Raw genomic sequence first — 14,116 nt, forward strand, 5'->3', positions numbered from 1 at the left:
CCGCCGCTCACGCAGCGGAGATTAAAAACGGGCGGGTACCGCGGTTTCGCGCATCACGGCGTCGGGCGTGCGATAGCGCTCGGCCATTTCACGGTCGACTTCGTTTTTCAACTGCGCCTGCATATAGGCGCCGAGGTGGCGCGCATGCTGCACGACGGCCGCGCCGACCTGGGTGCGCTCGCGGCTGTAGTCCGCCAGAGCCTCCCTAACGTCCGTGCGGGCTTGCAGCGCCTTGACGAGCGCCATGGCGTCGCTCGCCGCCTTGGTGACACCCATGCCGCAATGCGGACGCGCGACGAAGGCGGCGTCGCCGAGCAAGGCGATCCGGCCGAACGCCATCTGCGGCACTTCGAGATCGAAGATCGGCTGAAAGAGCGGTTGCTTCGCCTTGGTCACGACTTCGCCGAATTGCGGGGCAAGCAACGTGAGCGCGGCCTCCTCCATATCGGCGAGGATGTCCTGACGGATCAGCGTCGGCGGAATACCGCCCACCCAGCGCTTGCCGGACTGATCGGTCAGCAGGTTCGGCAACTGAATGTCTTCGCTCGTCGCGCGATACCAGACGAAGTTGTAGCGACGCTCGCCCGGGGTCGTGCTATTGCCCTGGCCTGCGACCGGATAGCCGAGAATCTGCTCGCGCGGCGGCAGGCAGAAGGCAAACTTCTCGAATAGCGCCTCGCGGGTTTCGCGCGACAGCGCTGCTTCGTCGACGAGACCGCGCCATGCGACATAACCGGCGTATTGAAGCTTGACGTCGGGCAGGAATTGCTCGCGTATCGACGATTTGAAGCCGTCCGCGGCGATCACCAGGTCGGCATGCAATACGGTGCCGTCGGCGAGCGTCACGAGCGCCTTTTCGGGGCCGTCCTGTACCGCTGCGACCGTGCCGCCTGCATGGTAGTGAACGTCGGGCAACGCGGCGCGCAACACGTGATACATCTTGCCCCACGCTGTCAGTGTTTGTGGCAGATCGCGCGCCGACAGCACCGCGCCGTTCTGCGCGAACGTGACGCGTGATTGCACCTTGACACCGATGGAGTCGTCGAAATCGATACCGGCCGCCGCCAGCGCTTCGAACAATTCGGGGTGCGTGACAATACCGGCGCCGCGTCCGGCGAGTTCTTCCGGAACCCGCTCGAACACGTCGACGCTCCAGCCGTTGCGCACCAGCAGATTGGCTGCGAACAGGCCGCCCAGCGAGCCGCCGACAATAATGGCCCTGGCGCGTGTAGAAGCATGGGTCATGGTTACGCTCCGGCGCTGAGGGTGGCTTGCGCGATGGCTGGCTGTGCTTCAACCAGACGGCTGATTTCTTCGGCGGGGAAGTTCAATTCAATGGTCACGCCGGACGGGTCTTCAATGAACACCTGGTGCAGACCGAGGCTTGGCACGGTGCGCTCGCGATAAGCGATGCCTTCCGCCTTGAGCGTCTCCCATATCTGTTCGACGCCCGTGGCGAGGAATGCAATATGGTCGACGGTGCCCGTGCCGCTGGCGGGCAGTGGCTTGTCGCCGAGATAGGCGGCGAGTCCGGCGGGATTGTGCGGATCCACGCCGATGATATGGACCGTGCCGAAGTCGGCTTCATCGCCGCCGTTGTAGAGCCACGCGCCGGGAAAATCGAAGGGCGGACGGTAGCCCTGCCTGAAACCGAGGATCCGCTCATAGAAGCGGCAGGATTGCTCGAGGTCGGTCGTGCGAATCGAGTAGTGGGCAAGTTTTGAAACGGGCATGTTCGACTCCTGCTATGCTATTTATCGATCGATTAGTGATCGATGGATAAATTGTAGGTGAATCCGCAGGCGGGAGAAAGCAGCGTAATGCCGGTGTTTACCCGGTAGAACTCGAAAAGACGGGAGTGAGCGATGAGAGGTGAAGCGACCGGCCGGCTGCGCAGTCGGCGTGATCGGCGGCCCGGCTGCAGCGCGGGGTCAGGCTTTGGAGGGGGGCTTCGAGCGGGCGGTTTCTTTGGACGCGTGCTCGAGCGCCGCGGGCACGCCATTGAGGAACGCGTCGACCTGACGCGCGATGTGATCGTCGATGTCGTCCGTGACCGGCAGGCCGTAGATCCATTTGCGCACGCCGAGATAGAAGATGCTCGCGTGCAGGCTCCAGATCAACTCCAGATCGATTTCGCGCTGCCTGGCCCCCGTGGGCGCCGGAAGGTCATAGGCCGAGCGGATTTCCGCCATGACGGGCAGAAACACGCGTTCACGCAGGCGTGCGAGATATTTGGAGTTGATGCCTTCGCGCGTCAGGCCGGCAAAGATGAAAATCCGGATCCACTCGCGCCGCAAAATCACCACCGCGTACGACGAGTAGAACCTGACCATGCGCTCCTGGATTGGGACGGAGCGGTCCTTGATGAGCTTTTCCCAGCCGGTGTCCCATTGATAGACCTCTTCGTACACGCGGTCGATCAATGCTTCCTTGCTCGGAAAATAACGGTAGAGCAGCGGCTGCGTGACGCCGAGCTGGCGCGCGAGTTCACGGGTGCTGCCGGAGAAGCCATGGGTAGCAAAGTGGTCGACGGCCTTGAGCACGATCTGGCGTTCCCGGACTTCGGGCGCAAGGCGGCGCGTGACGACTTTCTCGTTGTCATGCACTTCGTTTTCCGACGCTGTCTCGACCGCTCGTGCTTTTCTCGGCATGGCTTGTTGGGCACCCCAGTATGGTGGGACGCATCATACAAAGATTACCCCCGTCTGGCTAGGCAACGGCCCACGGCCGGCGGCGCGGCTGTGCGGTACTGCAAGAGACCCGCCGGGCGCGGCGCTGCAAAGCGTCAACGGGTACTCACGGCGCTCGAAAAGCGTGCGCTTAGTTGCGCGCTTAGTACAAAAAATTTGAACGGTAGGTTCAGTTTTTTCCGCGCATGTGGAACGCCCGTTGATCTAGACTTCGGGGACGCAACGCCAGGTGGTTTTTTCAAGCGCTTCCGTGTCTGCTGACTGCTCTTCAAATCGCTGCGTACAGGATATCCCGCATGATTCGCATTGGCCCGCTTCACGTGGACATCGACCGTCGGGAAGTGTTTCTCGACGGCGAGCCTGTGCGACTGGGCAGCCGTGCATTCGACATGCTCGTGGTGCTGATCGAGGCGAAAGGCGGGCTGGTGTCGAAGAGCGACCTGCTCAAGCGGGTATGGCCGAATGCATTCGTTGAAGAGAACAATCTGCAAGTGCATATGTCGGCGCTTCGCAAGATGCTCGGCGAAAATCGCGGACTCATACAGACTGTGTCCGGACGCGGTTACCGGCTGGTGCCGGGCGTGTCGACGGTGAGCGCTGCCGATGAAGCCGGCCAGCGCAACGAATTGGCAGAAGCGCCCCCGCTTGGCCGAAGCATCCCGAACAATCTGCCTGCTCAATTTTCCCCGCTGATCGGTCGCGACCAGGCGCTTGACGACGTCTCGTTGGCGCTTGCCGCCGCGCGCCATGTGACCCTGGTCGGCTCGGGCGGCATCGGCAAGACTCGGCTGGCGGTGGAGGTCGCGCGTGGCTTGTTGACGCGTTTTCCGGACGGTATCTATCTGGTGCCGCTCGCCTCCACCACCGACGCCAGCAGTGTTCTCACGGCGTTTGCAGCTGCCATGGGCGTGAACCCCGGCCTTGGACCGCTGACACTCGCGCGCGTCAGCAAAGAACTCAGCGAACGGCGCGTGCTGTTCGTGCTCGACAACTGCGAGCATGTGCTCGGGCCCGCGGCAGAGCTCGCCGAGACGCTGCTCGGCGTCGGCCCCGCGGTCCGCGTGCTCGCGACCAGCCGCGAGCCGCTGCGGGTTGCGAACGAGCATCTGTATTGGGTCGCGTCGCTCCAGGTGCCTGCGCAGGAGGATCAGGGGCAAGACGTTCTGCAATGTAGCGCCGTCGAATTGTTCCTGTCGCGCGCACGCGCGATCGACGCCCGTTTTTCGTCCGACGACAGAAGCATCCGGTTGACCGGCATGGTGTGCCGCCGTCTCGACGGCATACCGTTGGCGCTCGAACTGGCGGCCGCGCGCGCCGCCATACTCGGTATCGAAACGCTCGCCGGCCATCTGGACGACCGCTTCAACATGCTGACCGGCGGCAATCGCACGGCCTTGCCGCGCCATCAGACCTTGAAGGCGACGCTCGACTGGAGTCACGCGATGCTTGACGATGCCGAGCGCACCACGCTGCGCAGACTTGCCATTTTCGTCAATAGCTTCTCCATGGACGCGGCCATCGCTGTCGTCGGCGACCGCGTATTGCGTGAGCTCGATGTGATCGCCGCGGTATCGGGGCTGGTCGAAAAATCGCTGCTGGTGACGCACGTTGCAAGCGGCCGGCCGAGCTATCGCCTGTTGGAAACCACGCGCGCCTACGCCATGCAGAAGCTCGAAGATAACGGCGAGCGGCGCATCGTTACTCTGCGTCATGCGCAATATTTCCTCGGTCTGCTCGAGCGCGATGAGCAGGGACGCGCCGAGCCGCAAGGCGGGCAGCGCGACGGCTGGCATCGGCGGATGCGCGGCCTGCTCGACGATCTGCGCGCGGCGCTGGCGTGGGCCTTGACGCCGAAGGGCGACGACGTGCTCGGTGAGGCGCTGGCGGTCAAGGTCGTGTTTCTTCTGTATGAGCTGTCTTTGGTGGAAGAGTGCTGCGCATGGGCGCGGCGTGCGCTCGACACGGTGGCCGCCAACCATCAGGGCTCGCGTTCGACGCGCCATTTGCGTGTGCGCATGCAACTGCAGGCGGCGCTGGCTGCGGCGCTCGTTTATGTCAGCGGGCCGAATCGGGAAACGCTTGGCCTCTGGTCGGAGATTCTGGCTTCGGCGATCGGGCTGGGCGACCGGGCGTTCGAGGCCCGCGCCTTGTGGGGCATGTGGAATGGCAGCCAATCGTCCGGCGGGGCGCGCAATGCGCTGGCATTCGCGCGACGCTTCGAGTTGCTCGCCCTCGAGGTCGGCGACGCGAGCGGCACGATCCTCGCGCACCGGCTGCTGGGGATCGCGTCGCATTACACGGGCGATCAACAGCAAGCGCGGGCGTCGCTCGAACAACTGCTGCGGCACAGCGAGGACTTACAGCATGGCTTGCCGCTCGGACAGTCCGTCGACCAGCGCATTGTCGGCCAGGCGACTCTTGCGCGGGTGCTCTGGTTGCAGGGCTTCCGCGATCAGGCGCTGCAGCTCGCCGAGGACAGCGTGATGGCCGCGTGCGATCAGCAACAGGCGATTGTGACGTGTTATGTACTGGTCGAGGCGCTGGTGCCGCTGATGCTGCTGTCGGACAAGCGCGAGCGCGCGGCTCAGGCGATCGCCTTGCTGGGGGAGGTGTCGGCGCGCGCCGGCCTTAGCGTATCGCAAGCCTGTTGCCGGTGTTTCGACGAATACCTGCATTCGATGGGGGAAGCCGCGGCAGAGCGCCTGAACGCCTTCCGAAACGCGTTGGACGATCTGGAGTCGCTCGAATTCGGCGCGCCGCGCGCCATGCTCGCCGGGCAATACGGTCTCGCGCTCGGCCGTTCGGGTCAGCGGGACCTGGGCATCGCCACAGTGGTGCGCGCGCTGGCTCAGTGCGATGAAACCGGCGACCACTGGTATGCCGGCGAGTTGCGGCGCATTCATGGCGAGCTGCTGCTCATGGCGGAGGGCGGCGCGCCGCCATCGGTCGCGGTTGCTCGGGACGCGGAGGTTTGCTTTGTTGCCGCGCTCGAGGATTCGCTGATGCGGGGCTGCCGCTCGCTGCAATTGCGCGCCGCGATCAGCCTGGGGAGCCTCTGGCATGCGCAAGGCCGGAGCGCGGAGGCTGTCGGGCTGATACGGCCTGCCACCACGGCAGTCGCCGAAGGTCTGGACTGGGACGATTTCGACGCCGCCACCCGTCTGTTGCAGATCGCGACGCGGGCGAGCGCTCACCCCCACGCCGCGCCGGGCGTTTGCCCGGCTGGCCGGCCGGCGGCAGCGAATACTTCTGAGGCGCCGCCTCAAAAAGTCGCGCAACGCGGCTGAACGGCATTCAGCCGTTCAGCAGCCTCTGTTGTACAACCTCGTCGATCAGATCCGGCCGGTCTAACTGCTCGACCCACCAGCGCAGCGCTTTGCCGGTTTCATCACCGCGCCACGCCAGATAGAAATGCGTGATGTCGCGCATGCCGAGCACTTCCTTTTGCACCAGCTCCCCCCGCACCAACGGCTCGGCGGCGAGGCATTCCGGAATCGTGCCCGCGGCGAGACCTCTGATTTGCGCGGCGAGCTTCGCTTCGAGCGTTGGGACCGTCATGACTTCCTGATTCGCGGCAATCGCGATTGTGCGCGGCGCGAGCTTGCGCGACGTGTCGCCGATCGCGACTACCCGATGGCGCGCCACGATATCCTGCGTCAGCGGCTCCGGCATTGACGCCAGCGGATGATGCGGCGCCACCACGAACACGTGGCGCAGCGAGCCGATCGGCTTGGCAATCAGATTGGGAATCGGCGGCGGATCGCCCGCCGCGCCGACGACGAGATCCGCGCGGCGTGTCAGGAGCGCGTCCCACGAGCCGCCCAGGACTTCTTTCGACAGATGCAGCCGGGTCTCCAGCTTCAACTTGTAGAACGCGCCGACGTGATCCCATAGCAGGTCGAATGGAATGATCTCGTCGATGGCGACATGCAGATCGGATTCCCAGCCATGCTGGATTCTCTTTGCCTTGCATTCGAGGTCTTCCGCCGCCTCCAGAAGGCGGCGTCCTTCCTCGACGACCACGCGCCCGGCATGCGTGAGAATTGCCCGGCGGCCGCTGCGGTCGAACAGTTTCACGCCGAGATCGAGCTCCAGTTTCTGCACCAGATAGGTCAACGACGACGGGACTTTGTGCAGCGTTTCCGCCGCGCTCGCAAAGGTGCCTGTCCGATCGATCGCGTCGAGGACCTGCAGGACTTCAAAAGAGAGATTCATGTCACACGGCCGGATTTGAGGCGGACCATCAGGATACTGGAATCCCCGCCGTGCGCCACCACGTATCGATGAAAACGCGTACGTTGCAGCATTGCCGATCGCCTTGGGCCAGTTCGATTCAGCTGTTTTCAGACTGAATTCAGGACTTTTTTCCGCCGATCCCCTAGCTTGGTAGACGTGGCATACCGGCGCCCCCGTATGTGCCGGCTTCGCGGCCGCGGTCGTGGTTTTTAACGCCCGGCCGAGCCCCTTCTACCGTGAAAAGGAGTCAAGCATGGCCAGTACTACCATTGCCGCCTATCTCGCCGCCACACTCGCCGCCGCGGGCGTTGAACGGATCTGGGGCGTGACGGGAGATAGTTTGAATGGATTGGCCTACAGCCTTGATCAGCTCGGCTCGATCCGCTGGATGCATACCCGCCACGAGGAAGCGGCCGCCTTTGCCGCCGGTGCGGACGCGGCCTCGACCGGACGTCTCGCCGTCTGCGCCGGCAGCTGCGGTCCTGGCAACCTGCATCTGATCAACGGCCTCTTCGATTGTCATCGCAATCATCAGCCGGTGCTTGCCATCGCCGCGCACATTCCGTCGACCGAAATCGGTCTGGGCTACTTTCAGGAAACGCATCCGCAGGAATTGTTCAAGGAATGCAGTCATTACGTGGAGGTGGTGTCCTCCGCGGCGCAGTTTCCGCGCGTGCTGGCGCGCGCGATGCGCACCGCCGTCGAGGAGCGCGGCGTGGCGGTGATCGTGTTGCCGGGCGATGTGGCGCTGAGCGAAGGCCCCGCCGAAATGCCTTCTTGGACGGAAAGCATGCCGCCGCGGATTCTGCCTGCCGAGGCGGATCTCGATCGCCTCGCCGCGCTGCTGAATGACTCCGACGCGGTCACCATCATGTGCGGCAGCGGCACGCAAGGCGCACACGACGAAGTGGTGGCGCTCGCCGATACGCTCGGCGCACCGGTGGTCCACGCGCTGCGCGGCAAGCAGTTCATCGAGTACGACAATCCGTACGACGTCGGCATGACCGGGCTGATCGGCTTCAGCTCGGGCTATCACGCCATGATGTCCTGCGACACCCTGTTGTTGCTCGGCTGCGACTTCCCCTATCGCCCGTTCTATCCGGCCGACGCAAAGATCATCCAGATCGACTGGAAGGGCTCGCAACTCGGCCATCGCGCGCCCCTGTCGCTCGGCCTCGTCGGCACGGTGAAGGAAACCATCGCCGCGACGCTGCCCAGGCTGCAGCGCAAAACGGACCGCGGTTTCATCGAAAACGCGCGCAAGCACTATGCGTCCGCCCGCCAGGGCCTCGACGATCTGGCTACGCCGGCCGGTCCGGGCCGACCAATCCACCCGCAGTATCTGGCAAAGATGATCGACGAAGCCGCCAGCGACGACGCGATCTTCACTGCCGACGTCGGCACGCCGACTGTCTGGGCCGCGCGCTATCTGACGATGAACGGCAAGCGTCAGTTGCATGGCTCGTTCAATCACGGGTCGATGGCCAACGCGATGCCGCAGGCGCTGGGTGCACAAGGCGCACATCCCGGCCGGCAGGTCGTGTCGCTATCGGGCGACGGTGGCTTGTCGATGTTGCTCGGCGATCTGCTCACGGCAAGGCAGCTCGATTTGCCGATCAAGGTGGTGGTGTTCAACAACAGCCTGCTCGGCTTTGTCTCGATGGAATTGAAGGCGGGTGGTTACCTCGATACCAATGTCGATCTCAGCAAAACCGACTTTGCAGCCATTGCGAAAGGCGCCGGCATTTTCAGCATTCGCGTGGAAGAATCGGAAGACGTGGCGGGCGCGTTGAAGCAGGCGTTCGGCCATCCAGGGCCGGCGCTCGTGGACGTGGTCACATCGAAACACGAGCTCGCAATGCCGCCCACGATCGAACTCGCCCAGGCGAAGGGCTTCAGCCTCTATATGATGCGCGCCATTCTCAATGGACGCGGTGATGAGATCGTCGAACTGGCGCGCACTAACCTGCGCTAGTCGCACGCGCGCGAGTTCGCGGCACGGCGCCCGGGATCCCGGGCGCCGCCTCAAGCAGCCATCGCGGGCCATCTCATGTATTGCATGCACACCGTCCAGCGTATGCGCAAAAAGCGTGCGATTGCGCAAAACCGCCCATCCCGTGTGCCACACACTACACACCGTATGCACAGCGGCATTCGCAAGGCTCCAGGCCCTGCATGACCGGCATTGCATGGACCATCAGCGATTGACGAGTGCCCTATGACCTTGCAAGCGGATGCCGGCAGCACGGTCCTGCCACGATGGCGGGACGAGCTGAAGGCCTACTGGAAAGACGACGGCCCGCGGTTCCTGCATATCGCCAAGGTCGCCATGGCGATGACGCTGGCGATGGGACTGTGCATGCGCCTCGAGCTTCGCACGCCCGCCACGGCGATGGTGTCGTGCGTCATCGTGATGATGCATCAGCAAAGCGGCATGGTGATCGCGCGCGGGTTCTATCGCGGCCTCGGCATGGTGTGCGGCAGCTTTGCGGGCCTTTTGCTCATTGCGTTCTTTCCGCAACAGCCCTTGCCGTTCTTTATCGCGTTAGCGGCATGGATCGGCGCGTGCGTATTCGGGGCGTCGTACTACCGCAACTTTCAGTCGTATGGATTCGTGCTGGCCGGGTACGGCACCGCCATCACGGCGATGCCGGTCTGGTCCAATCCCTACGGTGTATTCGACAACGTTGTGTTCACCGTGAGCGAAGTGGTGATCGGCGTGGTCTGCGCGAGCGTGGTCAGCGCGGTGATTTTTCCGCAGCGGGTCACGCCGGCGCTGTACGCGTCGAGCCGGCGCAACTTTACGAACCTGTTGAACGCGGTCCACGCAATGCTCGACCGTGCGACCGCCGTCGGCGGCTTCGACACGTTTCTCGACCTGATCCGCGAGCGCGCAGGGGTGGAAAGTCTGCGCAGCGGGGCGGTGTTCGAGGACCCGTCGATTCGCCTGCACAACCATGTCTTTCTCGAGCTCGACCGCAGTTTTCTCGACACGCTCGCATGGATTCACGCGCTGCATCAGTTGAAGGCGCGGGTGGCGGCGGAAGCCGATCCGCGGGCGCTCGCGGCGGTCGACGAACTGATCGGCGGCCTGCTTGCGATCGTGCCGAACGAGGCGCCGCTGGAAATGGTCACGCTCGAACAGATCGAGATCGTGTCGAGCCGCCTCGACGCTTTCGAGCAGGCCTTGCCCGCGCATCTGAGCCGGCTGCTGCAATCACTGTCGGACCTGGGGCCGCATCAGCGCCAGTTCGTTGCGACCACCGGCTCTGCGTTGTTCTTTTCAATCGCCGATCTGCGCGTGCTGTGCAGAAGCTACATTGAAGCACGCACGATGGATCGGCTGCCGTGGTCGCAGTCGGTGATTCAGGCAATGACCCACATTGGCAGAACCCGGGCGACGGCCAATCGCACGGCCGCGACCATTGCCGGCGCGCGTGCCGCCGTGGCCGTGTTGCTGGTCGGCGCGGCGTGGCTTGCATCGGGCTGGGTCGGCGGATCGAGCGCCATCGTCGCAGTGGCGATCACGAGTGCGCTGTTTGCGCTCGTACCGAATCCGGCCGTCGCGAGCTGGCAGATTTTCTGCGGTTGCCTTGCTGGTTGGGTCGCCGGTTTTGCGTTCAACTTTTTCCTGCTGCCGAAGCTCGACGGATTCGTGCTGCTGGCCGCGTCGATTGCCATCTTCGTGATGGTGGGCAGCTACGTGAACACGTTTGCGAAGACGGCGATTCTCGGGCTCGGGTTCAGCATCTATTTCTGTTTTATCGTCGGCATGTCGAATCCGACTGTCTATAACCCGAGCGCGTACCTCGATACCGGTTTTGCGTTGCTGTTCGGCATTGCGGCAGCCGCGGTCGCGTTTTCAGTCATTGCGCCGCGCGCGGGCGACTGGATTTCCGCGCAATACCTGAAGCAGATTCGCGCGTTGGTGGCGGACAGCGCGTATGACGACAACCTCGACGATCTGCTCTTTACCGTCGAGTTGAGCTTGCGTGATTTCATCATCCAGATTGCGTCCGCGCCCGCCGATGCGCGCGTGAATCGCAACTATCTGATCGGCTGGGCGTTCGCGGCGCTGGAGATTGGCCGCGCGATGATCCAGATGCGGCTCGACACCGAACGGCTCGGCAATATCTTGCCGACGAACTGGCCGGACGTGCAGCGCACATGGCTGGCGGCGCTCGCCAATGTGTTCGCCGCCGCCACGCCGCAGGCCGCCGAAGGCGCGCTGGCCGCGACGCGGCGGGCGCTGGACACATTGCCACTCGCGCACGCCATCACGGTCGATGCGACCATGCTCACGCGCTGCCGGATGCGGGCCCTGCTGCATTTCACCGAATTGACGCTGCGCGACGACACCTTGTCCCTCTGGCAAAGCGCGGAGACCCAGGCATGAAACCGCATGAACTGCCCACGTTCGCGGTGCGCCGCCCGGTTGCAGCCGCGCTAGCCTGTGCGCTGCTGCTCTCCGCTTGTATCGACAGTGGCGGGATTCACACGCAAGCGTCGATGATCGATCCCACGACACTCGACCCGGGCGCGGCGTTGCGCGTCACCCAGGCCGACGCGAAGTGGCCGGCCGACGACTGGTGGCATCAATGGAACGATCCGCAACTCGACACGCTGGTGCAGGACGCCACCGACGGCAACCCGGGTCTGCGCGTCGTGCAGGAGCGGCTGGACGCAGCGCGCTTTCAGGCGCAGATCGCCGGCGCCGCCGAATTGCCTCAACTCAATGCGGGCGGCAGTTTCGAGCGCAGGCGCTACGCGCGCTACACGACTCCGGCGCCGCCGGGCGGCACGACCGTATGGAGCAACAGCGTCGAGGCGGATCTGTCCTATGACCTCGATCTATGGGGCAAGTCGCGCGCGCTTCGCAAGGGCGCGCTGGACAATGTGCAGGCGGCGGCCGCCGACGCGCGCTTCGCGCAAGTCGAGCTGCAGACCGCCGTGGTGCGCAGCTACGTCCAGTTGTCGCTCCAATATGCATTGCTCGACGTCTACCGCGCGGTGCAGAGCGAACAGCAGCGCACCGTCGACATCGCGACGCGCCGCTGGCGCGCGGGTGTGGGCAGCAATCTCGAGGTCAGCCAGGCGCGAACCCAGTTAGCCATGAGCACGACGCGAGTAGAAGCGGCGCAGCAGCAGCTTGCGCTCGGACGCATCAGCATCGCCGGTCTCGCCGGCAAAGGGCCGGGTTATGGCGATTCGCTGCGCCGGCCCAGCCTTGCGCTGAGCGTGCCGGTGGTGCTGCCGGTGTCGCTGCCGGCCGAGCTGATCGGGCATCGCGCGGATGTGGTGGCGGCCCGCTGGCGCGTGCTCGCTGCCGACAAAGGCATCGACGCGGCGCACGCCGATTTCTACCCGGACATCAATTTGCTGGCGACCGCGTCGCTGGGATCGGCCGCGACTTTCGGGGGCTTCTTCAACTTCGTGAATAGCGACGGCATGGGCCACGGCGTGGGCGCGGCGATCTCGCTGCCGATCTTCGACGGTGGGCGGCGGCGCGGCAATTACGGCGTGGCGGTGGCCTCCCGCGACGCGGCGGTGGATCAGTACAACCAGAGTGTGGTGAATGCGATGCAGGCCGTTGCTGTGCAGGTCGTATCGTTGCGCTCGCTCGAGCAACAGCAGGCATCGGTTGAAAACACGCTCGATTCGGCGCGCAAATCGTTCCGGCTCGCCGACTCGGGTTATCGCAGCGGCATCACTGAATTCCTCAACGTGCTGGCGGCACAGAACGAACAGTTGCAGCAGGAGGAAAGCCTCGCGGCAATCGAGGCCAAACGACTCGATGCCTGGGCGTTGCTGATGAAGGAGTTGGGCGGCGGCTTCGCGGCGGCGCCGGGCGAGCGGGTGTCGCAAGGAGCGGGCGATGCCGGGCGAAATTGATCTGCTGTCGCTGCTCGTGCCAGGGCTGTTGCCGATTCTCGCCGGCTGCGTGCTGGTGTTCGTCGTCCTCGATCTGGTGCTGGCGAGGCTCGGTTTCTATCGCTACACCTGGCATCCGGCCCTGGTCCGGATTGCGCTGTTCGCCACCCTGTTCAGCGGTGCTTCGTTGCTGCTGTGGCAATGAATCCGGATCGGCACGCCTCCCATGAATCCATTGACTGCTCACGCCGGACCTTTACGATGAAAAAGCAATCCTTCCTGCGCGCAGGGTTCACGCTCACGCTACTCGTGGTGGCGATCGTGCTGGTTCGCATGCTGTGGGTCGACTATATGTTCTCCCCCTGGACTCGCGATGGCCGCGTGCGCGCGCAGGTCGTGCAGGTCGCCACCGACGTCTCGGGGCTGGTCAGCGAAGTGCGCGTGAAGGACAACCAGCTGGTGCGAAAAGGCGACATTCTGTTCGTGCTCGACCCCGCCCGCTTCCACTACGCGGTCGCGCAGGCCGACTCCGATGTCCTGCGGGCTCAGGCGCAGATGGCGCAGGCCAAGGCGCAGATGGCGGGTAGCGAGTCCGGCTTCGCGATGAAGCGCGCGCAGGCGGCGCGCCGGGCCAACCTGGCCGGCGACGTGATCTCGGACGAAAGCCGGCAAGATTCGGCCTCGCTCGCGAGACAGTCCGGCGCCGCCTATGCCGCTGATGTCGCCGCGTATAGCGCGGCAGAGGCCATGTACAAGGCGGCCGTGGTGGCGCAGCAGACGGCGCTGCTCAATCTGACGCGCAGCGAAGTGCGCGCGCCGTCGGACGGCTATATCACCAATCTGAACCTCTATCCCGGCGATTTCGCGACCGCTGGCGTCGCGCGCATGGCGCTGATCGACTCGCACTCGTTCTGGGTCTACGGCTATTTCGAAGAGACCAAGTTGCCGCACGTGCATGTCGGCGATCAGGCGGTGGTGCGGCTGCTGTCGGGCGGCAAGGACATTCAGGGGCACGTCGATAGTCTGGCGAGCGGGATTGCCGATCGCGACAACCCGACCAGCAACGGCGACCTGCTGGCGGACGTCAATCCGATCTTCACATGGGTGCGGCTCGCCCAGCGTGTGCCCGTGCGGATTCACCTCGACCAGATCCCCGCCGGGGTCAAGCTTGCGATGGGCATGACCTGCACAGTTACGCTGCGCCCGCGGCGCGGCGATTGATCTCACGGCGGAACGTGGCGCCTCAGGTTGCGCGCGTGGCGCTTTGCCACCGTGCGAATTCGAAAACGGCGCGGGCGCAACAGGTTAATAGTGATGCC

General features: G+C 64.4%; 10 protein-coding genes. 6 read left to right on the forward strand and 4 right to left on the reverse strand.

From position 1 onward, the window contains the following. Positions 1-21 precede the first annotated feature (21 nt). From AC57B6_RS24595 to AC57B6_RS24605, 3 genes are all read right to left on the reverse strand, one after another. Positions 22-1,245: an FAD binding domain-containing protein gene (locus AC57B6_RS24595; protein ID WP_030099217.1), complete on the reverse strand. Its 1,224-nt coding sequence runs from the start codon at positions 1,243-1,245 to the stop codon at positions 22-24. A 2-nt stretch (positions 1,246-1,247) separates the two neighbouring features. Beyond that, positions 1,248-1,733 (reverse strand): VOC family protein, encoded by a 486-nt coding sequence (locus AC57B6_RS24600; protein ID WP_028194232.1) that lies wholly within the window; start codon positions 1,731-1,733, stop codon positions 1,248-1,250. 198 nt (positions 1,734-1,931) lie between these two features. Continuing rightward, entirely contained in the window at positions 1,932-2,651 is a 720-nt protein-coding gene (locus tag AC57B6_RS24605) for a TetR/AcrR family transcriptional regulator (RefSeq protein WP_028194231.1), read from the reverse strand. A gap of 335 nt (positions 2,652-2,986) precedes the next feature. Here AC57B6_RS24605 and AC57B6_RS24610 point away from each other — a divergent pair, with 335 nt between their 5' ends. Continuing rightward, the gene (locus AC57B6_RS24610; RefSeq protein ID WP_496422271.1) at positions 2,987-5,977 is read left to right on the forward strand and encodes an ATP-binding protein; all 2,991 of its coding nucleotides are present in this window, start codon (positions 2,987-2,989) and stop codon (positions 5,975-5,977) included. Positions 5,978-5,984: 7 nt separating this feature from the next. On the opposite strand, the gene AC57B6_RS24615 is transcribed toward AC57B6_RS24610, so the two are convergent. Next, positions 5,985-6,905, reverse strand: a complete 921-nt coding sequence (locus AC57B6_RS24615) for a LysR family transcriptional regulator (protein ID WP_028194229.1) — start codon at positions 6,903-6,905, stop codon at positions 5,985-5,987. Between the two features lie 274 nt (positions 6,906-7,179). Here AC57B6_RS24615 and poxB point away from each other — a divergent pair, with 274 nt between their 5' ends. The 5 genes from poxB to AC57B6_RS24640 all read left to right on the forward strand — a co-directional run bounded on the left by poxB (position 7,180) and on the right by AC57B6_RS24640 (position 14,018). Continuing rightward, on the forward strand, positions 7,180-8,901 hold the full coding sequence (poxB, locus tag AC57B6_RS24620; RefSeq protein ID WP_496422272.1) for a ubiquinone-dependent pyruvate dehydrogenase: 1,722 nt from the start codon (positions 7,180-7,182) through the stop codon (positions 8,899-8,901). 243 nt (positions 8,902-9,144) lie between these two features. Beyond that, positions 9,145-11,322, forward strand: a complete 2,178-nt coding sequence (locus tag AC57B6_RS24625) for an FUSC family protein (protein WP_444514421.1) — start codon at positions 9,145-9,147, stop codon at positions 11,320-11,322. Beyond that, entirely contained in the window at positions 11,319-12,818 is a 1,500-nt protein-coding gene (locus AC57B6_RS24630) for an efflux transporter outer membrane subunit (protein ID WP_496422273.1), read from the forward strand. Before AC57B6_RS24625 ends, AC57B6_RS24630 begins: the two co-directional genes overlap by 4 nt. Continuing rightward, positions 12,802-13,002, forward strand: a complete 201-nt coding sequence (locus AC57B6_RS24635; RefSeq protein WP_028194225.1) for a DUF1656 domain-containing protein — start codon at positions 12,802-12,804, stop codon at positions 13,000-13,002. Before AC57B6_RS24630 ends, AC57B6_RS24635 begins: the two co-directional genes overlap by 17 nt. Before the next feature lie 56 nt (positions 13,003-13,058). Further along, a complete protein-coding gene (locus tag AC57B6_RS24640; RefSeq protein WP_028194224.1) occupies positions 13,059-14,018 on the forward strand; it encodes an HlyD family secretion protein in 960 nt (319 codons plus the stop codon). Positions 14,019-14,116: the final 98 nt, after the last annotated feature.

Source organism: Paraburkholderia sp. BGA-UO-ETr-F12 (assembly GCF_059567945.1).